Consider the following 20,050-nt stretch of genomic DNA (forward strand, 5'->3'; position numbering starts at 1 on the left):
ACAGACACAATCTCGTCCGGAGTCACGCCCCCTCAACGCAACACCGGGCCAGAAGGACACGCTCAACCACAACCGACCTGACCAAGCCCTACTAGAACCTGCGATAGACGCGAATGGTCCGCTCAGCGACACACACGGCACCATTCCGCAGGATCATCGTCCGGGTAGCCCCGGCCCTGTATCGGAGATCCGCGATGGGGATAAGGCACCCCCCGGCTAAGACGTGATCACCGACTTTGAGTTCGTGAGGCGGGCAGTCCACGGGGGCCGTGCCGGGTGGGATGCGGACGGGGGGCTTCTCCTTGGGTGCACGCCGAGTCAGCGGCACACAGGAAGCGGTTCGGGCGATCCACTGGAACCCGCCTGGGTCCATCAGCCGGACGACGAGAGGTGACGGGTAGAGCTTGACTGCCTCTCCCCGAATCTGCCGCTCCCGGTCAAAGACCTTTTCACCGAGCTTGAGCCGGTTCACCGGGCGCTCTTCCGGGCTCGGAGGACGCTCGACCCTTCGGGGTGAGGGTGCTGCCGGATCTCGATGTTGCAGTCAGTGACTCTGCTGGCGTTGCCCTCCGCGCGGAACTCAGACCGCTGCTTCACCAGCGCCGCACAGACATCGCACCCGGGGTGGGGCTCCGCGTCCGGCCGCTCGAAGGGGTCCCGCTGCGGTACCTGCCGCCATAGCTGTTCAGCCGTCGCCGCCATCACGCACCCTTCCGCCAACCACATGGAGTGTGCTCTAACCATCGACTCATGCAATTGCACGGCATAGTGCGATCCGTAGTGTGAAGACGCCCCGCAGGGTGGGTATTTGGCTGTCTAGTGGCACCTGTAGTGGCAGGCTGAGCGCATGGACCTCGGGACGTTGATCAGGGACCTGCGGACGGCTCGCGGATGGAGCCAGGGCCGCCTAGCCTCAGCGATCAATGAGGCGTACGGGACGACGCTGTCCCGCGAGTACGTGAGCAACTGGGAGCGGGGAAAGATCCGCCCCGGCGCCTACTACCTCGCTGCGCTGTCCGCCACGCTCGACGTACCCCTAGCTGTCCTGGAGAACGACGTGGAGCGCCGTACCTTCCTCACCGACGTTGCCGGGGTCGCCATAGCCCCCGTGATCGCCTCAGACCTGCTGTCCGCAGGATTCTCCGCCCGACTGTCCGGCGGGCCCTCAGTGGACGCCTGGGAAGCCAAGCTATCCACCTATGGCACGGAGTACATGAGCCTTGGCGCTGCCGACATCCAGCGTCGCATCAGCGGTGAACTCGTCGTCGTCCAGCAACAGCTAGACACCCCCCGGCTGTGGTCGGTCGCCTCTCGCCTGATGACCTTGTATGCCAAGACGTTTCCGGGTTCGGACGGCTCCAAGGCTGTCCACTGGTACCGGATGGCAGCGAGAGCCGCAGACGAGTCCGGAGACGATGAAGCACGCGTGTGGGTTCGTGGCCGTGCTGCTATTGCCCTGGGCTACGAAGGGGCATCGCTAGGAGTCGCTGACGTGCTGGCGGACCAAGCCTTGGCCATATCGGAACGGCCCTCCCTGGGCCTCCTGAACGCCGTGATGGGCAAGGCGCACGCGGCAGCGCTCCGAGGTGACCGAGCCACAGCACTCAAGCTTGCCGAGGATGGTCGGCGCATCTTCGACAAGGCAGGGTCTTACGAACAGACCAGCGACTATGCCGTGCCCTGGTGGCGCATGAACGTCTTCCTGTCGCTCCTCCTGGCCCGCCTGGGAGACGAACAGGGAGCGGTTCAGGCGCAGGAGGCAGCGCGGCGTGAGCTGCCCGCAGAGCTCCCCCGGTTCGCGACTCATCTTGAGATGCACCGGGGGCTGATGCTCGCCCGGTCTGGCGACGTATCCGGCGGGACCGCTTACGCACGGGGCGCGCTGGATGCCTTGCCGCCGGAAAAGCACTCGCTCACTCTGCGACTCCTCATGGCAGAGGTCGAACAGTCCTGAGGCTGTCCCGGCCGAGCTCCCGGACAGCAGAAAGACCGTCCACCACAGCGGGCAGACGGCCTTTCGGGGGTACGGGCTACTTGCTCTCGTCCAGTGCCCGGTACAGCGTCGCGCGGGACACCTTAAGCGCCTTGGCGATGGCCGTGACGCTCTCCCCCTGAGCCTTGCGAGCCTTGGCCATAGCGAGCTTGTCAGCGTCCATCACGGCCGGACGACCGCCCACACGACCCTGAGCCCTAGCAGCGTCCAGACCCGCACGCGTCCGGTCCTTGATCAGGCTGCGCTCAAACTCCGCCATGGCGCCAACCACCTGAAGCATCAGGCGGCCGTCCGGCGTGTTCGGATCAATGGACGCAAGCGCACCCGTCAGCACCTTGAAGCCGACCCCACGGGCAGCGAGAGCATCCACCATGTTCACAAGGTCGATGAGCGAGCGAGCGAACCTGTCCAGCTTCCACACGCACAGGGTGTCCCCCGGGCGGACGTAGTCCAGTACCGCCGTCAGCTCCGGGCGGTCCGTGTTCTTGCCGCTCGCCTTGTCCGTGAAGATCCGAGTACAACCCGCTGCCGTCAGCGCGTCGTGCTGCAACTGCGCTTCCTGGTCATCCGTGCTGACCCGTGCGTAACCGATGAGGTGTCCCGTGTTCGTGTTCATGACCACATCGTCTCACAACTCGTCTCAGAACATCAAGGGTTTCAGGGAGGTTGTGAGACGGGTTTTGAACGCAAATTCGGGCCCCTCAGGGCGCCAGTCGGGCCGTCTCATAAACCATCGTTTGATGGACGGTCTGCGGGCTGTCACGCTCAGCAACTACCCGCGCAAACGCCTCAACCTGCGGCGCCAGGGTTTCACCTCCCTGCCGGGTGAAGTCAGGGCCGGAAGGGGGGCACCCCCCAGGGGTCGGGCAGCTTGGCACATGCGAACTTCGGTAAGTGGGTTCGTGGTGGCGCGCGGATAGCACCCTCAGGAGTCCTGTACGCCCACGTAAGCGCCTTGGAGCACTCGCCTGGCTCAGAGGTCGCAGGTCCAGCTTTCGACCCTCAGGGAGACGCTGAGGGCTTTCTCGTCAGAATCGCCCTGAGTCGGCTGCCTGGTCTGGGATGTAGAAGTGTAGATCCAAGGTGTGATCCGGCAATCCCCTTAAGAACCCTAGGGTGGGTTGGTTGTGTGGGTCTCAAATACACTTCTACATCTTTGCAGGTCAGAGGGGTTGTTCTGAAAGGGTGTCAGGAACCTTCCTGCACTCTCATGACCGCTGACACGCAAAAGGGCGGCTACCAGCCGAAGCCAGCAACCGCCCTAGCGTTACAAAGAGACTTAGCTCACATGGTGTGGCTCAGTATTTCTTCCAGTTCGAGAGCCACCAAGTGCGCTGCCATCGGGTCGCCCTCGCGCCACCATGCCGGACCCTCAAACGTCAACGTCACCCGCTGGGCATCAAATCGGCGGACTGCCCCCGGCGTTACCGGCCGAACGATCAGACGCGCTCCCAGCGATTCCAGAAGATCCCGGCGCCCGGCTTCGCTGCGGGATTCCCAGGCTTCGCCCACGGTGCCCCCAGCATCAACCCAGCGGCCCTCAGCGTGGGTGGCTTCATGCTGCAATTCCCGCTGCCGTGCCTCAAGGGCCCTGAGCTGACCGACTGCCATGCGTGCTGACGGGCCTGCCGGATCCAGTTGGGTAAGGTTCCCGGCAAGGCGCTCGATTTGGCCGGTCACCTCAGACAGATGCAGTACCGCGCTGCCGTCCGGCTCAGCCCACCTCATCAGCGCCATTCCGCCGAACCGTTGCAGGTAATCGGCGGTGACCAGCTCCTCCAGCGCCGGGGCGGCAATGGCATTGGACGGATGCAGGCTGTTCTTGCCGACACCGTTCGGGCACACGTAGCGCCCATAGTCCTTCTCGCTGGAAACACGGCGCTGCCGGTACATGGGGCCAGCGCAGTCCGAGCATTCCGCCACATGCAGCAGCAGTGCCTTGCCGGTCCGGTCGGTTCCCCTGCCCTTGGCCTTGCCGTCGAGTATGTCGCGCACAGCCGTCCACGTTTCAGCGTCAAGGATCGCCGGACCGGTCGATACGGGATTCCCCTTAGCGTCGAGCACGGGCTGATTGGTGAGCGCGCCCCGCTTCTTGCCCGGCGCAGCCTGAATGGCCCATCCGCGCAGAGACGGCGTGTAGAGCACGTCCCGCAGAGTCGTTGTGTGCCAGCGCTGATCCCGCACCTTTCGGCCGTCTCGCTGCCGGGCATGGTCCGCTGGGGGGAGGATGTCGCGCCTATTCAGGTCCGCTGCAAGGCCGACCAGCGAAGCCCCGTGATTGATCAGCCGGTCAGCGCACTCACGCACGATGGCTGCCGCTGGTTCGTCTATGGCCCAAGTCTTCTTGTTGATACCGCCGATGGTGCGATACCCGTACGGGGCTATGCCGCCCATGTGGGCGCCCTTCGAGCGGAGGTCTTTCTTGCTTTCCGTGATGCGGGCCGTGATCATTTCCCGCTCGTACTCAGCGAATGAGGCGAGAACGTTGACGATGAACGACGAGTTTTCCGGCGAGACCATGCCGTCAGCAGTGATGACCGTGGTGACCGTGGACGCTGCGACTTTGAGTAGCCGCTGAAACTCCAGGACGCTGCGCGCGTACCGGTCCAGCTTGGCGGCCAACACGTAGTTCACACGGGGCAGCCAGGAGAGGACTTCCCGCATGCCGGGCCGGTCTTCAAGGCACGTGGCGCCGGAGACATTCGTGTCGGTCGCTACATGAACGACCTTCCACCCTCGCTGGGCGGCATAGGCCTTGCAGGCCTTGCAGGCGTTGATGCGGTGGTCGGGGGCTTCGTCAGCGTGGAGGCGGGAGAGTCGGTCGTAGATGACGCAGGTGGGTTGGCTCACACCAGGTCCTTAGTGAGTCGATCGCCTTGGAGTGTTAGGCGAGGCACCCGGGGGGCTGCGGCACGGTCCACGCGAACGCCGCCGCCCATGTTCCGGCCCGGCTGGAGGCCCTGGGTACGGCTGCGGGACTCGACCGGGCCTCCCTCCACAGTCAGTTGGCGGCCGCGCTGACTCTGGTGGTCCATCTGGTCCGGGACCGTGAAGGGCGCCGCCGGGTGGCCGAGGTGCACGTGCTGGAACGGGACACCGCCGGGCTCGTGGTCACCGTGCCGGCGCTGCGGTGGGGTGCGCGCGGCTTCGTGCGGGAGCTGGGCTGGGAGCGGCTGCGTCCGCTGCTGCGGGGTGCCCGGTGAGCGCGGGGGCGGTGCTGTCGGTCCCGGTGTTCTCCGGGGTGCTGTGCGCGGGAGCGGCGGCCTGGCTGCTCGCCGGGGGAGACCGGGTGTCCCGGCGGACCCGGGTGGTGCTCGCCGGGGTCGGCCCGGCGCAGGTGCGCGGGCCCTCCCGCCGCGATCGGGTGGCGGCGGCCGTACGGGTGCGCGCGGCGGCCCGCTGGCCGGAGTGGGCCTGCCTCGGGGCCGGGCTGCTGGTGGCTGTGGCCGGCGGGTCGGTGATCCCGCTGGCGGCGGGGGCGGCCGCGGTGCCCCTGGTGCGCCGGTGGCTGCGGATCCGGGCGCGGGAGCGAGCCCGGTCGGCGCGGGCCGCCGAGGTGGTGGCGCTGTGCGGTGCGGCGGTGGGTGAGTTGCGGGCGGGCGCCCAGCCAGGGCAGGCGCTGACGGCGGCGATGCGGCGTTCGGCGGCCGGGCCGGGGGGGCCGGGGGCGGCGGAGGCGGGGGTGCTGGCCGCCGCGGCGTTCGGCGGCGACGTACCGGGGGCGCTGCGCCACGCTGCCCGGGAGCCGGGTGCGGAGGGGCTGGCGGGGATGGCGGCCTGCTGGCGGGTGTCGGTCGACGGGGGCGCCGGACTGGCCGCCGGGCTGGACCGGCTGGAGGGGGCCCTGCGGGCCGAGCGGGACCGGCGGGAGTCGTTGCGGGCCCAGTTGGCGGGCGCCAGGTCGACGGCGGTGGTGCTCGCCCTGCTGCCGATGGTGGGCCTGCTGATCGGCACCGGGCTGGGGGCGGATCCGCTGCGGGTCCTGCTGCACACCCCGATGGGCTGGGGCTGCCTGCTGGCGGGCGGGGTGCTGGAGGGGCTGGGCATCCTGTGGTGCCGGCGGATCGTGCGGACGGGGGAGCGGTGATGGCCGCCGCCGAGGTCCACAGGCTGGGAACGGCGCTGTGCCTCGTGCCGGTGGCGGTGTGCGCGGTGTCGGCGCTGACGGGAAGGGTCCGCGCCCGGGCGGTGCGCCGCCGGGTGGCGGCCCTGCTGGGAGCGGAACGGGCCCGCCGGGCGGCGCCCGTGTCGCGGTCGCGGCTGCGGGGGCTGTGGACGGTGTGGGCCGCCCCGGCCGGGGTGTTCTTCGTGGCCTGGGTGCTGATCGGCGGGGGCTGGGGCCCGGCCGTGGGGGCTGTGGCGGCGGTCGGGGTGTGGCGTCGGCAGACCGCGCCGCGGCCGCAGAGCGCGGTCGACCCGGGGGAGGCGGAGCGTCAGTTGCCCATGGCCGCCGATCTGTTGGCCGCGTGCCTGGCGGCCGGGGCGGGGCCGGTGGAGGCGGCGGAGGTGGTGGGCGAGTCGCTCGGGGGGCCGGTGGGCGAGGCGTTGGCCCGGTCCGGGGCGGAGCTGCGACTCGGCGGTGAACCGGGCTCCGCGTGGGGGAGGCTGGCCGGCATACCGGGTGCCCGAGCGCTGGCGGACTGCCTGGAACGGGCGGCCCGGACGGGGGCTCCCGCCGCCGAACCGGTGTCCCGGATCGCGTCGGGTCTCCGCGAGGACCGGGCGAGGCAGGCGGGTGCGCGGGCGCAGCGGGCGGCGGTTCTCGTCACAGCACCGGTGGGGCTGTGTTTCCTTCCCGCATTTCTAGCGATCGGGGTGGCGCCGGTGGTGATCGGAATGGCCTCCGGACTTCTCTCCGACACCTGAGAACACATTGATCACGAACGTCTACAACGGAAATCAAAGGGAGTTGCCATGAGGATCATCTGGTGCCGCGTGCGGACGGCTTGGAGTGGCCGTGGGGGCGACGAAGGGATGTCCACCTCGGAATACGCCATGGGCACGATCGCAGCCTGTGCGTTCGCCGCGGTTCTGTACAAGGTGGTGACGAGCGAAGTGGTCTCCACGGCCCTTCAGTCAACCATCGGGAAGGCGCTCGATGTGCCGTTCTGAGGAGAACTCCGCGTGCCGTTCTGAGGAGAACTCCGCCGTACGTGGAAATAGGGCCGACCGGGGATATGTGACGGCGGAGGCCGCCTTGGTGATCCCGGCGCTGGTGTTGTTCGCGGCGCTGCTGGTGTGGGCGCTGATGGCGGCGGCCGCGCAGATCCGGTGCGTGGACGCGGCCCGGGCCGGAGCCCGGGCGGCGGCCCGGTCGGAGCCGGTGGAGGTGGCGGTGGCCGCGGCGCGCGCGGCCGCCCCGCCGGGGGCGGAGGTGGAGCTGGAGCGGACGGGCGACCTGTGGCGGGTCCGGGTGGCGGCTCCGGCGCCGGGGCCGGGTGGCCTGCCGGTACGGCTCGGGGCCCGGGCGGTGGCTCTGGCGGAGGACAGCGTGGGGCCGCCCCCGTGAGCCGGGACCGGGGGTCGGCCACGGTGTGGGCGGCACTGGTGACGACGGTGCTCAGCGCCGTGTTCGGGGGCGTGCTCGTGCTGGGGCAGGCCGTCGTGGCCCGCCACCGGGCCGCGGCGGCGGCCGACCTGGCGGCCCTCGCGGCGGCCGCGTCCTGGGCCCACGGGCCGGAGGCCGCCTGCGCCGCGGCCCGGCGGGTGGCGCGGGCACAGGACGCGGAGCTGAGCTCCTGCCGGGTCCTGGGCGAGGTGGCCGAGGTGAGCGCCCACCCGGCCACCGGCACCTTCACCCCGGGGATCCAGGCCCGCGCGGGCCCGCCCGCCGAGAGCCGTCCCCCGGCCGGTTCCTCCCCGTCCTCCCCGCCCGCCGACTCCGGCCGCCCGGGACCGGAGGAGCCGTGACGGGAGCGGGCGGATCACCCGGATGGCCCCCTGGGACCGCGGTTACGGACGGGAAGGCTCGGGGGCGGCCTCGGGGAGGGAGGCCGCCGGGGGTTCCGGGGACTCCGAGAGGAGGCGGGTGAGGAGGCGGACGGCGCCGCGCTTGTGGAGGGGGTCGTTGCCGTTTCCGCACTTGGGGGACTGGATGCAGGACGGGCAGCCGGCCTCACACTCGCAGGCGGCGATGGCGTCGCGGGTCGCGGTCAGCCAGGCGCGGGCCGTGTGGAAGGCCCGCTCGGCGAAGCCGGCGCCGCCGGGGTGGCCGTCGTAGACGAAGACCGTGGGGAGGAGGGTGTCGGGGTGCAGCGGCACGGAGACGCCGCCGATGTCCCAGCGGTCGCAGGTGGCGAACAGGGGGAGCAGGCCGATGGAGGCGTGCTCGGCGGCGTGCAGGGCGCCGCCGAGGATCTCCGGGTTGATCCGGGCCTCGTCGAGCTGGTCCTCGGTGACCGTCCACCAGACGGCCCGGGTGCGCAGGGTGCGGGGCGGCAGGTCGAGTTTGGCCTCGCCCAGGACCTCGCCGGTGATCAGTTTGCGGCGCAGATAGGAGACGACCTGGTTGGTGACCTCGACGGAGCCGAAGCAGAGCCGGGCCGAGCCCCACGGGATCTCGGTCTCGGTCTCCAGGATGGCGATGGAGGTGGTGTCGCGGGCCGTGGTGGAGAAGGGCGGGTTCGCTTCCTCGACGAGGGCGGCCGAGTCCTCCAGGTCGAGGTGCCTGACCAGGTAGGTGCGGCCCTGGTGGAGGTGGACGGCGCCCTCGTGGACGGCCGTGTGGGCGGCTCCCTCGTCGACCGTGCCCAGCAGCCGGCCGGTCGAGGCCTCGACGATCTGCACCGGGCGGCCGCCGCCGCCCCGGATGTCGGTCAGGTCGGAGGCGCGCTCCCGGCGGGTCCAGTGCCAGGCCGTCGCCCGGCGCCGCAGCAGCCTGGCCGCTTCGAGCTGCGGGAGGAGGTCCTCGGTGGCCGGGCCGAAGAGCTCCAGGTCGGCGTCGGTCAGGGGCAGCTCGGCCGCCGCCGCGCACAGGTGGGGGGCGAGGACGTACGGGTTGTCGGGGTCCAGGACCGTGGCCTCCACCGGCTGCCGGAACAGTGCCTCCGGGTGGTGGACCAGGTAGGTGTCCAGCGGGTCGTCCCGGGCGATCAGCACGGCCAGGGCGCCCTGCCCCGAGCGCCCGGCGCGGCCGGCCTGCTGCCACAGGGAGGCCCGCGTGCCGGGGTATCCGGTGATCAGGACGGCGTCCAGGCCGGAGACGTCCACGCCCAGCTCCAGGGCGGTCGTGGCGGCGAGTCCCAGCAGCTCGCCGGAGTGCAGGGCCCGCTCCAGGGCCCGGCGCTCCTCGGGCAGGTAGCCGCCCCGGTAGGCGGCCACCCGCCGGACCAGCGAGCGGTCCACCCCCGCGAGGCGCTCTTGGGCGATCACGGCGATCAGCTCGGCACCGCGCCGGGAGCGGACGAAGGCGACCGTACGGACGCCCTGCACGACCAGGTCGGTCAGCAGGTCGGCGGTCTCGGCCGTGGCCGTACGGCGCACGGGCGCGCCCTTCTCGCCCCGCAGATCGGTAAGCGGCGGCTCCCAGAGGGCGAAGACGACCTCGCCGCGCGGGGAGGCGTCGTCGGTGATCTCGATCACGTGGGTTCCGGTCAGCCGGGAGGCGGCCGTGGCCGGATCGCTGGAGGTGGCGGAGGCCAGCAGGAAGACGGGATCGGAGCCGTAGCGGGCGCACAGCCGCCGCAGCCGGCGCAGGACCTGGGCCACGTGGGAGCCGAACACGCCGCGGTAGGTGTGGCACTCGTCGATCACGACGTAGCGCAGGGCCCGCAGGAAGGAGGACCAGCGGGGGTGGGCGGGGAGGATCCCCCGGTGCAGCATGTCGGGGTTGGTGAGGACGTAGTTCGCGTACTGCCGCACCCATTCGCGCTCCTCGACGGGGGTGTCCCCGTCGTACACGGCGGGGCGTACGGCGTTGCCGAGCGGCGCGGCCAGTTCCCGTACGGCGCGCCGCTGGTCGGCCGCCAGGGCCTTGGTGGGGGCCAGGTACAGGGCGGTGGCCCCCCTGCCGTTGGGGGCCTCGGCGCCGTCCGCGAGGGCGGAGAGCACGGGCGCGAGGTAGGCCAGGGACTTGCCCGAGGCGGTGCCCGTGGCGACCACGACGGACTCGCCGTCCAGGGCGTGCTCGGCGGCCGCGGCCTGATGCTCCCACGGGTGTTCGATTCCGGCGGCCTGGATGGCGGCTACGACATCCGTTCGGATGCGATCGGGCCAGACCGCATGACGACCCGCCCGAGGGGGCAAGTGCTCCGTATGGGTGATGCGCGCAGCTCGGGAAGGCCCCCGTGACAGGCGGTCCAGGACCGTGTCCGGAGTGGGTCGAGGGTCCGCGGGTGCCGTGGGCCGACCGGGGCGGTGAGTATTGGCCATCGGAACCGAGTGTGTCACCGACGTGCGGGACAATGGTCCCAAGGCGTCGTGCGTCCCTGCCGGTAAGTGATTGAATGCCATCGCGGCAGCCAATCCCTCGTGCACCTTCGGGTGGCGAGGCCCCTGGGGGGCGCCGCTCGATAGCAAGGTGCTGGAGGATCCGTGGACCTGTCCCTGTCGACTCGCACTGTCGGCGACCGAACGGTCGTAGAGGTCGGTGGCGAGATTGATGTGTATACCGCGCCCAAGCTGCGCGAGCAGTTGGTGGAGTTGGTGAACGACGGCAGCTACCACCTGGTTGTCGACATGGAGCGAGTGGACTTCCTCGACTCCACCGGACTCGGTGTGCTCGTGGGAGGCCTCAAGCGCGTCCGTGCGCACGAGGGTTCGCTGCGCCTGGTGTGCAACCAGGAGCGCATCCTGAAGATCTTCCGTATTACCGGTCTGACCAAGGTGTTTCCCATCCACACCTCGGTGGAAGACGCCGTCAGCGCCACTGACTGACCGCTCCCGACGGCGAGCAGCCGGCAGGGAGAACGGGGGTACCGGGCCATGGTCGGCCCGGGCCCCTGTCAAGGCACGCCCGTAGTCCGAGGGGGACGCGCATGGCCACCGTTGAACTGCGCTTCAGCGCCCAGCCCGAACACGTCCGGACGGCCCGCCTGGTCGCGGCCGCCGTGGCGCGCCGGGCCGGTGTCGAGGAAGCCGTCCTCGACGAGGTCCGCCTCGCCGTGGGCGAGGCCTGTTCGCGCGCCGTCGGACTGCATCGCGGCAACGGGCTGACCGCGCCCGTCCGGGTCGTCCTGACCGATGAGGAGAAGGTGTTCTCCATCGAGGTCGGTGACGAGGTCCCCGGCCCCGCCGGCGGTCCCGTCGACGCCGTGTCCGGCATCGACGCCGTCCTGGACCCGGACATCGAGGGGGAGGACGAGATGGGCCTCGCCGTGATCAGCGGGCTCGTCGACGACGTCGAGGTGACCAGTGGGGAATCGGGCGGGACCATCCGGATGAGCTGGCCCGTTTCGGGGACGTCCGAGCTGCGGTAGATCCACCGAATCGGCATTCCCTCGTATCGTCTGATCTTCAGTCAAGGCCCTGCTGAGCAGGGCCTTTTTCATTTCCCTTGATCGGTGATCGGCCGTCAATGCTTTTGCCCCATTACCACTTTCGAGGGTAATGGAGTGACGTGATCTATTGCTGAGGGGCAAGTGCAGGCCAATTGCGTTTCCCGCGTACTGTTTTGATCGGGGTGCGCTCCCTACAATCCGTCCACATCTTGAGCTCATCACGTCAAGGAGGACGAATGACGGGGCTCTTCACCCCTATCGCGCCGGATCGCGCCACTGATCTGGCAGCCGCAGTACTCACCGATGACAACCGGCTCATCGTGATCGTCATCGCGGCCGTGGCCGTGGCCGCGCTCGTCGTCGCGCAGATCCTGGTCCGCCAGGTCCTCGCGGCCGACGAGGGAACCGACCGCATGAAGGAGATCGCCGCCGCCGTACAGGAGGGCGCCAACGCCTACCTCGGACGGCAGCTGCGCACCCTCGCCGTCTTCGCCGTCGTGGTCTTCTTCCTGCTCTTCCTGCTCCCCGCCGACGACTGGTCGCAGCGGGCGGGACGGTCCGCGTTCTTCCTCGTCGGCGCCCTCTTCTCGGCGGGCACCGGCTACATCGGCATGCGTCTGGCGGTCCGCGCCAACGTGCGCGTCGCCGCGGCCGCGCGCGAGGCCACCCCGGCCGAGGGGGAGCCCGCCAAGGACCTCACCGAGGTCTCCCACAAGGCGATGAAGATCGCCTTCCGCACGGGCGGCGTGGTCGGCATGTTCACCGTCGGTCTGGGCCTCCTCGGTGCCTCGTCCGTCGTCCTGGTCTACGCCGCCGACGCCCCCAAGGTGCTGGAGGGCTTCGGCCTCGGAGCCGCCCTGATCGCGATGTTCATGCGTGTGGGCGGCGGAATCTTCACCAAGGCCGCCGACGTCGGCGCCGACCTGGTCGGCAAGGTCGAACAGGGCATTCCTGAGGACGACCCGCGCAATGCCGCGACCATCGCCGACAACGTGGGCGACAACGTCGGAGACTGCGCGGGAATGGCCGCGGACCTCTTCGAGTCGTACGCCGTCACCCTCGTGGCCGCACTCATCCTCGGCAAGGTGGCCTTCGGCGACCTGGGCCTAGCCTTTCCGCTGATCGTCCCCGCCATCGGCGTCGTCACCGCGATGATCGGCATCTTCGCCGTGTCCCCGCGCCGCTCCGACCGCAACGGCATGACCGCGATCAACCGGGGCTTCTTCATCTCCGCCGTGATCTCGCTCGTCCTGGTCGCGATCGCCGTCTACGCCTACCTGCCCGCCACCTACAAGGAGCTCGTCGGCGTCGAGGACGCCGCGATCGCCGCCCACCCGGGCGACCCGCGCGTGCTGGCCGTCGTCGCCGTCGCCATCGGCATCGTGCTCGCGGCCCTGATCCAGCAGCTCACGGGCTATTTCACCGAGACCAGCCGCCGGCCCGTCCGGGACATCGGCAAGTCCTCCCTCACCGGCGCGGCCACCGTCGTCCTCGCCGGGATCTCCGTCGGCCTGGAGTCCGCCGTCTACACGGCGCTCCTCATCGGCCTCGGCGTCTACGGCGCGTTCCTGCTCGGCGGCACGTCGATCATGCTCGCGCTCTTCGCGGTGGCCCTGGCCGGCACGGGCCTGCTCACCACCGTCGGCGTCATCGTCGCCATGGACACCTTCGGGCCCGTCTCCGACAACGCCCAGGGCATCGCCGAGATGTCCGGCGACGTCGAGGGCGCCGGCGCGCAGGTGCTCACCGACCTGGACGCCGTGGGCAACACCACCAAGGCCATTACCAAGGGGATCGCGATCGCCACGGCCGTGCTCGCCGCGGCCGCGCTCTTCGGCTCGTACAACGACGCGATTGCGACCGCCGTCAAGGAGGTCGGCGCCAAGGCCGGGGAGATGAACCTCAGCCTGGACATCGGCCAGCCCAACAACCTGGTCGGGCTGATCCTGGGCGCCGCGGTCGTGTTCCTGTTCTCGGGCCTGGCCATCAACGCGGTCTCCCGCTCCGCGGGCGCCGTGGTCTACGAGGTGCGCCGGCAGTTCCGCGAGCACCCCGGGATCATGGACTACACCGAGAAGCCCGAGTACGGGCGCGTCGTGGACATCTGCACCAAGGACGCGCTGCGCGAGCTCGCCACGCCCGGCCTGCTCGCCGTGCTCACCCCGATCGCCGTGGGCTTCTCCCTCGGCGTGGGGGCCCTCGGGTCCTTCCTCGCGGGCGCCATCGGCACGGGCACGCTGATGGCGGTCTTCCTCGCCAACTCCGGCGGGGCCTGGGACAACGCGAAGAAGCTGGTCGAGGACGGCCACCACGGCGGCAAGGGCAGCGACGCGCACGCCGCGGTCGTCATCGGCGACACGGTCGGCGACCCGTTCAAGGACACCGCCGGCCCCGCGATCAACCCGCTGCTGAAGGTCATGAACCTGGTGGCGCTGCTGATCGCACCGGCCGTCGTGCAGTTCAGCTACGGCGACGACGCCAGCGCGGTCGTACGGGCGGTCGTCGCGATCCTCGCGATCGGCGTCATCATCGGCGCGGTGTACGTCTCCAAGCGCCGCGGCATCGCCGTCGGGGACGAGGCCGAGGACGGGGCCGCCGAGCGGGTGGTCCAGGCGCCCGGCACGGCGACGGTCTCCTGACGCGAGCCCCGGCCCGAGCCCCGGCCCCGGCCCCGGCCCCGGCCCGAGCCTGGCCCGGGCGGCAGCCGGGCAGGGCCGGGCAGGGCCGGGCGTACGCCCGAACGGCGGACAGGCGGTGCGTACTGACGCGCCGCCTGTCCGCCTTTGTGCATCCCCGGATGGCGGGCGTGTATCTTCCGGGCCGAGAGCCTTCGAAGGGACCAATCCGGTGAACAAGAAGCTTGCGGCCGCCTTCTCGGGCGGTGCGGTGCTGATGCTCGTCCTGTCCGGCTGCGGCGGGGACGACGGCAACAAGAAGGCCGACGCCTGGGCCAAGAAGGTCTGCGACCAGTGGCAGCCCGAACTCAAGAAGATCGAGACGGCCAACGCCGAGATCAAGCGCGTGGCGACGGAGAGCAGCAAGCCAGACGAAGTGCAGAAGACCGACTCGGCTGCCTTCGCGACCATGTCCGAGTCGTACAAGACGATGGGGACCGCCCTGCAGAAGGCGGGAGTCCCACCGGTCAAGGACGGCCAGACGACCCAGGCCGCAGCGGTCAAGGGCTTCGAGGAGACCTCGAAGGGCTACTCCGACCTGAAGAGCCAGATGGACGCCCTGGACGTCAACGACCAGACGAAGTTCGCCGATGGCCTCAAGACCCTCGCGGGCGGCCTGGAGAACGCGACCAAGGGCGGCAAGGACGCCCTCACGCAGCTCAACGCGGGCGGTCTGGACAAGGCCATGAACGGCCAGAAGGGCTGCCAGGTCACGGCGCCGTCGCCCCAGTAGCCGCGGCGGCCGACGCCGCCCGCCGCGCCCGCGGCGGGACGCCGTACGGCCCTCCGCGCGGCGCGCCGGCAGGGCGGCCGGGGTCCCGGGAGGGGCCGCGGCCGCCCTGCCGTACGCCCCGACGCGGCCGCCTCGGCGGCCGGCGCGGGCCCGCGACGGCGCCCGGACCGCGCCGACGTACGCGCGCAGCACGGATCGGCGCCGCCAGCGGACACAATGGACGGGTGAGTACCACCAGCCTCCCCTCGTCCGACCACGCCGCCGAGCTGCGCACCGCCCTGCTCGCCGCCGGTTTCACCGCCGACGGCCTGCTCGACCTGCTCGGCGCCCCCGCCTACGCCGCGCTGGCGCGCAGCGAGACGGTTCCCGCCCTGCGCGCCACCCTGCGCGGCGGCGACGGTCCGCTCGCGAGCCTGGTCCGGCTGTTCCTGCTCCAGGGCTCCGTGCAGTACGCGCACGCCGCCGCCGCGCTGCCCGTCGAGGCGGCCCTTGCCGACGGCTGGCTACGGCGCGAGGGCGACGAGGTTCGCGCGGCCGTCGACGTACGCCCGTACGGCGGCCCGGACGGCGAGGACTGGTTCATCGTCTCCGACCTCGGCTGCGCCGTCGGCGGGGCCGGCGGGATCGGCAGCCGGGAGGAGGGGGTGGTCCTCGGCGTCGGGGGCGCCTCCACCACGCTGGCCGGGATCACCGTCCGGATCCCGGTCGGCTCCGCGCTCGACGTCGGCACCGGCTCGGGCATCCAGGCGCTGCACGCCGCCCAGCACGCGACCCGGGTCACGGCGACCGACGTCAACCCCAGGGCGCTGGAGTTCACCCGCCTGACGCTGGCGCTGTCCGGGGCCCCGGAGGCCGAGCTGCTCGCCGGGTCGCTGTTCGAGCCGGTCGGCGACGCCACGTACGACCTGATCGTGTCGAACCCGCCGTTCGTGATCTCGCCGGGCGCGCGCCTCACGTACCGGGACGGCGGCATGGGCGGCGACGACCTGTGCCGGACCCTGGTCCAGGAGGCCGGGGCGCGGCTCAACCCGGGCGGGTACGCGCAGTTCCTCGGCAACTGGCAGCACGTGGAGGGCGAGGACTGGCACGACCGGCTGCGCTCCTGGGTGCCCCGGGGCTGCGACGCGTGGATCGTGCAGCGTGACGTGCAGGACGTGACGCAGTACGCGGAGCTGTGGCTGCGCGACGCGGGCGACCACCGTGACGACCCCGAGGCGTACGCACGGCGGTACGAGGAGTGGCTCGACGAGTTCGAGGCGCGCAAGACCCGGGCCGTCGGCTTCGGCTGGATCACCCTGCGCCGGTCGGACGCGGCCGAGCCCTCGATCGTGGTCGAGGAGTGGCCCCACACGGTCGAGCAGCCCCTCGGCGAGACGGTCCTGGCTCATTTCGCCCGCCAGGACTACCTGCGGGACCACGACGACGCGGCGCTGCTGGAGGGCTGCTTCCTGCTCGCCGCCGAGGTGGTCCAGGAGCAGGTCGGAGCGCCCGGCGCGGAGGATCCGGAGCACGTGGTGCTCCGCCAGAACCTCGGGATGCGGCGCGCCACCAAGGTCGACACGGTGGGCGCCGGGTTCGCGGGAGTGTGTGACGGCTCACTGAGCGCGGGGCGGATTCTGGACGCGATCGCGCAGCTGGTCCAGGAGGACCCGATCGTCCTGCGCGACCGCACGCCGGAGGCGATCAGGATGCTCGTCGAGCAGGGCTTCCTGGAGCCGGTGACGGACCCCGCGGCCTGACCGGACCCGGGATGTAACCCGGGGTTCGCCCGCCGTATCCCCGTGCCTGCCAGGCTCCTGCGCAGCGGGATCCGGGGGGATCCCGGGAGCGGCCCGGGGGTAAGGGGAGCGGCATGGAAAACGGTCCGGCGGTCTTCGCGGCGGTCGTGTTCCTGCTGTTCGGGGCCGCTCTTCTGCTCTGGACGGGGGCGCGCGCCCTGCACCGCGCGCCGGTGGCCGAAGGTGTGCGCCCCGCCGTCGCCGTACCGGTGACCCTGCTCACCGCCGGGGTGTTCCTGGCGCTCGGGCTGTGGTGCCTCGCCCGGCTCTGACGGAAGGGCGCGGGCGGCGTACCCGCCGGGCGAACGCCGACGTCGGAAGGGGTGCGGGAGCGGGGCCAGACGGCCCCGCGGCCACCCGGCCCGGTGACCGGGAACGGTCCGGCGCGGCATCCGGGCGGCAGAAACGGCGCTTGTCGGGTTACCGTTCGAGTGGCCGTTGCGGGCTTGTGCCGTTTGACACGGGGGCGGGTTGTACCGTCACACTCCGCAGCGTCGCCGTACTGCGACCGAGTGCCGACCGGAGAGAAGAGCCAAGTTGTCCCCGACTAGCGAGACCGCAAAGGGCGGCCGCCGACTCGTCATCGTCGAGTCCCCTGCCAAGGCGAAGACGATCAAGGGCTATCTCGGCCCCGGGTACGTCGTCGAGGCGAGCGTCGGGCACATCCGCGACCTCCCCAGTGGCGCGGCCGAGGTCCCCGACAAGTACACCGGTGAGGTCCGCCGCCTCGGCGTGGACGTGGAGCACGACTTCGCGCCGATCTACGTCGTCAACGCCGACAAGAAGGCCCAGGTCAGGAAGCTCAAGGAGCTGCTGGCCGAGTCCGACGAACTCTTCCTCGCCACCGATGAGGACCGCGAGGGCGAAGCCATCGCGTGGCACCTGCAGGAAGTCCTCAAGCCCAAGGTCCCCGTCCACCGGATGGTCTTCCACGAGATCACCAAGGACGCGATCCGCGACGCCGTCGCCAACCCGCGCGAGCTCAACCAGCGCATGGTCGACGCCCAGGAGACCCGCCGCATCCTCGACCGCCTCTACGGCTACGAGGTCTCGCCGGTCCTGTGGAAGAAGGTCATGCCGAAGCTGTCGGCGGGCCGCGTCCAGTCGGTGGCCACGCGCATGGTCGTCGAGAAGGAACGCGAGCGCATCGCCTTCCGCACCGCCGAGTACTGGGACCTGACCGGCACCTTCTCCACCGGCCGGGCCGGCGACGCGTCCGACCCGTCGACGCTGGTGGCCCGCCTGAACACGGTGAACGGCAAGCGTGTCGCCCAGGGCCGCGACTTCGGCTCCACCGGAACGCTCAAGAGCGAGGTGCTGCACCTCGACGAGGCGGGCGCCCGGGCGCTGGCCGCCGCGCTGGAGGGTGCCTCGTTCGCCGTCCGGTCGGTCGAGTCCAAGCCGTACCGCCGCTCCCCGTACGCCCCGTTCCGAACGACGACGCTCCAGCAGGAGGCCTCGCGCAAGCTGGGCTTCGGTGCGAAGGCGACCATGCAGGTGGCCCAGAAGCTGTACGAGAACGGCTTCATCACCTATATGCGTACGGACTCCACGACGCTCTCCGAGACGGCCGTCACGGCGGCCCGCGCCCAGGTCACGCAGCTCTACGGGGCCGACTACCTGCCGGAGAAGCCGCGCGTCTACGCGGGCAAGGTCAAGAACGCGCAGGAGGCGCACGAGGCGATCCGTCCTTCGGGTGATCGTTTCCGCACCCCGGCCGAGACGGGTCTGACCGGCGACCAGTTCCGCCTGTACGAGCTCATCTGGAAGCGGACCGTCGCCTCCCAGATGAAGGACGCGGTCGGCAACTCGGTGACCGTGAAGATCGGCGGGCGCGCCGCGGACGGCCGCGACGCCGAGTTCTCGGCCTCCGGTAAGACGATCACCTTCCACGGCTTCATGAAGGCCTACGTCGAGGGCGCCGACGACCCGAACGCCGAGCTCGACGACCGGGAGAAGCGGCTGCCGCAGGTCGCCGAGGGCGACGCGCTCGCCGCCGAGGAGATCACGGCGGACGGGCACTCGACCAAGCCGCCGGCCCGCTACACCGAGGCCTCGCTGGTCAAGGAGCTCGAAGAGCGCGAGATCGGGCGTCCGTCGACCTACGCGTCGATCATCGGCACCATCCTCGACCGCGGCTACGTCTTCAAGAAGGGCACGGCGCTCGTGCCGTCCTTCCTGTCGTTCGCCGTGGTGAACCTCCTGGAGACGCACTTCGGGCGCCTGGTCGACTACGACTTCACCGCGAAGATGGAGGACGACCTCGACCGCATCGCGCGGGGCGAGGCCCAGTCCGTGCCGTGGCTGAAGCGGTTCTACTTCGGCGCGGAGGACGCCTCCGAGGTCGTGCCGGCCGAGGGCGACCACCTCGGCGGCCTGAAGGAGCTGGTCACGGACCTGGGCGCGATCGACGCCCGGGAGATCTCCTCCTTCCCCGTCGGCGACGGGGTCGTGCTGCGGGTCGGCCGCTACGGGCCGTACGTGGAGCGCGGCGAGAAGGACGCGGAGGGCCACCAGCGGGCGGACGTACCGGAGGACATGGCTCCGGACGAGCTGACCGTGGCGTACGCGGAGGAGCTGTTCGCGAAGCCGAGCGGTGAGTTCGAGCTCGGCAAGGACCCGGTCAGCGGGAACGAGATCGTCGCCAAGGACGGCCGTTACGGCCCGTACGTGACGGAGATCCTGCCCGAGGGCACGCCGAGGACGGGCAAGAACGCGGTCAAGCCGCGGACGGCCTCGCTCTTCCAGTCGATGTCCCTGGACACGGTCACGCTCGACGACGCGCTCAAGCTGATGTCGCTGCCGCGGGTAGTCGGCGTGGACGCGGAGGGCGTGGAGATCACGGCCCAGAACGGCCGCTACGGCCCGTACCTGAAGAAGGGCACGGACTCGCGGTCGCTGGAGACCGAGGACCAGCTGTTCTCGATCACGCTGGACGAGGCCCTGGCCATCTACGCGCAGCCGAAGCAGCGGGGCCGCGCGGCGGCCAAGCCGCCGTTGAAGGAGCTGGGCACCGACCCGGTGAGCGAGAAGCCGGTGGTGGTCAAGGACGGCCGCTTCGGGCCGTACGTGACGGACGGCGAGACGAACGCGACGCTGCGGCGGGACGACGACGTCGAGACGATCACGCCGGAGCGGGGCTACGAGCTGCTCGCGGAGAAGCGGGCGAAGGGCCCGGCCAAGAAGGTCGCGAAGAAGGCCCCCGCGAAGAAGGCCCCGGCCGCCAAGAAGGCGCCGGCCAAGAAGGCGGCGGCGAAGAAGACGGTCGCGGCGACCAAGACCGCCGCCGCGAAGAAGACCACGGCGAAGAAGACGGTGGCGAAGAAGACGGCGACCGCCACGGCGGACGAGTAGCCGCTCTGCCCGGTCGCGGGCGGTTCCTGCTGGTCGCGGGCGGTCCGGCTTGGTCGGGGGCTGTCGAGGCCCCGGGCGTC

16 protein-coding genes and 1 pseudogene are annotated in these 20,050 nt (G+C 70.8%); 14 read left to right on the plus strand and 3 right to left on the minus strand.

From position 1 onward, the window contains the following. The first annotated feature begins 847 nt into the window (after positions 1-847). Positions 848-1,954, plus strand: coding sequence for a helix-turn-helix domain-containing protein (locus ACFWTC_RS21735; RefSeq protein WP_384028210.1), 1,107 nt, complete (start codon positions 848-850; stop codon positions 1,952-1,954). A 76-nt stretch (positions 1,955-2,030) separates the two neighbouring features. Here ACFWTC_RS21735 and ACFWTC_RS21740 read toward each other — a convergent pair whose 3' ends face one another. Both ACFWTC_RS21740 and ACFWTC_RS21745 read right to left on the minus strand, forming a co-directional pair. Then, positions 2,031-2,609, minus strand: a complete 579-nt coding sequence (locus ACFWTC_RS21740; protein WP_384028209.1) for a recombinase family protein — start codon at positions 2,607-2,609, stop codon at positions 2,031-2,033. 668 nt (positions 2,610-3,277) lie between these two features. Then, positions 3,278-4,843 (minus strand): recombinase family protein, encoded by a 1,566-nt coding sequence (locus tag ACFWTC_RS21745; protein WP_384028208.1) that lies wholly within the window; start codon positions 4,841-4,843, stop codon positions 3,278-3,280. A gap of 44 nt (positions 4,844-4,887) precedes the next feature. Between ACFWTC_RS21745 and ACFWTC_RS21750 the strand changes: the two are divergent. The 6 genes and pseudogenes from ACFWTC_RS21750 to ACFWTC_RS21775 form a co-directional block, all read left to right on the plus strand. Then, positions 4,888-5,196, plus strand: a pseudogene (locus ACFWTC_RS21750) (ATPase, T2SS/T4P/T4SS family); the annotation flags it as partial. Then, the gene (locus ACFWTC_RS21755) at positions 5,193-6,080 is read left to right on the plus strand and encodes a type II secretion system F family protein (RefSeq protein WP_384028207.1); all 888 of its coding nucleotides are present in this window, start codon (positions 5,193-5,195) and stop codon (positions 6,078-6,080) included. The pseudogene ACFWTC_RS21750 and the gene ACFWTC_RS21755, both read left to right, overlap by 4 nt. Next, complete coding sequence (locus ACFWTC_RS21760) at positions 6,080-6,859, plus strand: type II secretion system F family protein (protein ID WP_384028206.1); 780 nt, start codon at positions 6,080-6,082, stop codon at positions 6,857-6,859. The genes ACFWTC_RS21755 and ACFWTC_RS21760 overlap by 1 nt, the downstream gene beginning before the upstream one ends. Before the next feature lie 48 nt (positions 6,860-6,907). After that, a complete protein-coding gene (locus ACFWTC_RS21765) occupies positions 6,908-7,105 on the plus strand; it encodes a DUF4244 domain-containing protein (protein WP_383918195.1) in 198 nt (65 codons plus the stop codon). Next, positions 7,092-7,502, plus strand: a complete 411-nt coding sequence (locus ACFWTC_RS21770; protein WP_383918193.1) for a TadE family type IV pilus minor pilin — start codon at positions 7,092-7,094, stop codon at positions 7,500-7,502. The genes ACFWTC_RS21765 and ACFWTC_RS21770 overlap by 14 nt, the downstream gene beginning before the upstream one ends. Then, positions 7,499-7,903 carry an Rv3654c family TadE-like protein gene (locus ACFWTC_RS21775; RefSeq protein WP_383918191.1) on the plus strand — a complete coding sequence of 135 codons (405 nt, stop codon included), beginning with the start codon at positions 7,499-7,501 and terminating at the stop codon, positions 7,901-7,903. Before ACFWTC_RS21770 ends, ACFWTC_RS21775 begins: the two co-directional genes overlap by 4 nt. 42 nt (positions 7,904-7,945) lie before the next feature. On the opposite strand, the gene ACFWTC_RS21780 is transcribed toward ACFWTC_RS21775, so the two are convergent. After that, entirely contained in the window at positions 7,946-10,444 is a 2,499-nt protein-coding gene (locus ACFWTC_RS21780; protein ID WP_383918188.1) for a DEAD/DEAH box helicase, read from the minus strand. Positions 10,445-10,525: 81 nt separating this feature from the next. On the opposite strand from ACFWTC_RS21780, the gene bldG reads away from it, so the two are divergent. The 7 genes from bldG to topA all read left to right on the plus strand — a co-directional run bounded on the left by bldG (position 10,526) and on the right by topA (position 19,970). Then, on the plus strand, positions 10,526-10,867 hold the full coding sequence (gene bldG / locus ACFWTC_RS21785; protein ID WP_267751850.1) for an anti-sigma factor antagonist BldG: 342 nt from the start codon (positions 10,526-10,528) through the stop codon (positions 10,865-10,867). Between the two features lie 101 nt (positions 10,868-10,968). Continuing rightward, on the plus strand, positions 10,969-11,409 hold the full coding sequence (locus tag ACFWTC_RS21790) for an ATP-binding protein (RefSeq protein WP_383918183.1): 441 nt from the start codon (positions 10,969-10,971) through the stop codon (positions 11,407-11,409). A 257-nt stretch (positions 11,410-11,666) separates the two neighbouring features. Then, the gene (locus ACFWTC_RS21795; RefSeq protein ID WP_383918180.1) at positions 11,667-14,069 is read left to right on the plus strand and encodes a sodium-translocating pyrophosphatase; all 2,403 of its coding nucleotides are present in this window, start codon (positions 11,667-11,669) and stop codon (positions 14,067-14,069) included. A 208-nt stretch (positions 14,070-14,277) separates the two neighbouring features. After that, on the plus strand, positions 14,278-14,838 hold the full coding sequence (locus tag ACFWTC_RS21800; RefSeq protein ID WP_383918177.1) for a small secreted protein: 561 nt from the start codon (positions 14,278-14,280) through the stop codon (positions 14,836-14,838). Between the two features lie 224 nt (positions 14,839-15,062). After that, positions 15,063-16,577, plus strand: coding sequence for a methyltransferase (locus tag ACFWTC_RS21805; RefSeq protein ID WP_383918175.1), 1,515 nt, complete (start codon positions 15,063-15,065; stop codon positions 16,575-16,577). 113 nt (positions 16,578-16,690) lie between these two features. Next, the gene (locus ACFWTC_RS21810; protein ID WP_383918172.1) at positions 16,691-16,888 is read left to right on the plus strand and encodes a hypothetical protein; all 198 of its coding nucleotides are present in this window, start codon (positions 16,691-16,693) and stop codon (positions 16,886-16,888) included. Between the two features lie 265 nt (positions 16,889-17,153). After that, entirely contained in the window at positions 17,154-19,970 is a 2,817-nt protein-coding gene (topA, locus tag ACFWTC_RS21815) for a type I DNA topoisomerase (RefSeq protein ID WP_384028205.1), read from the plus strand. Positions 19,971-20,050 lie beyond the last annotated feature (80 nt).

The sequence above is a fragment of the Streptomyces sp. NPDC058619 genome, from assembly GCF_042717785.1.
Classification (GTDB): domain Bacteria; phylum Actinomycetota; class Actinomycetes; order Streptomycetales; family Streptomycetaceae; genus Streptomyces.

What these genes read in the sequence shown, in the direction of transcription:
- ACFWTC_RS21735 (WP_384028210.1), top strand. Translation starts at nt 848, where the DNA reads ATGGACCTCGGGACGTTGATCAGGGACCTGCGGACGGCTCGCGGATGG.
- ACFWTC_RS21740 (WP_384028209.1), bottom strand. Translation starts at nt 2,609, where the DNA reads ATGAACACGAACACGGGACACCTCATCGGTTACGCACGGGTCAGCACG.
- ACFWTC_RS21760 (WP_384028206.1), top strand. Translation starts at nt 6,080, where the DNA reads ATGGCCGCCGCCGAGGTCCACAGGCTGGGAACGGCGCTGTGCCTCGTG.
- ACFWTC_RS21765 (WP_383918195.1), top strand. Translation starts at nt 6,908, where the DNA reads ATGAGGATCATCTGGTGCCGCGTGCGGACGGCTTGGAGTGGCCGTGGG.
- ACFWTC_RS21770 (WP_383918193.1), top strand. Translation starts at nt 7,092, where the DNA reads ATGTGCCGTTCTGAGGAGAACTCCGCGTGCCGTTCTGAGGAGAACTCC.
- ACFWTC_RS21780 (WP_383918188.1), bottom strand. Translation starts at nt 10,444, where the DNA reads ATGGCATTCAATCACTTACCGGCAGGGACGCACGACGCCTTGGGACCA.
- ACFWTC_RS21790 (WP_383918183.1), top strand. Translation starts at nt 10,969, where the DNA reads ATGGCCACCGTTGAACTGCGCTTCAGCGCCCAGCCCGAACACGTCCGG.
- ACFWTC_RS21795 (WP_383918180.1), top strand. Translation starts at nt 11,667, where the DNA reads ATGACGGGGCTCTTCACCCCTATCGCGCCGGATCGCGCCACTGATCTG.
- ACFWTC_RS21810 (WP_383918172.1), top strand. Translation starts at nt 16,691, where the DNA reads ATGGAAAACGGTCCGGCGGTCTTCGCGGCGGTCGTGTTCCTGCTGTTC.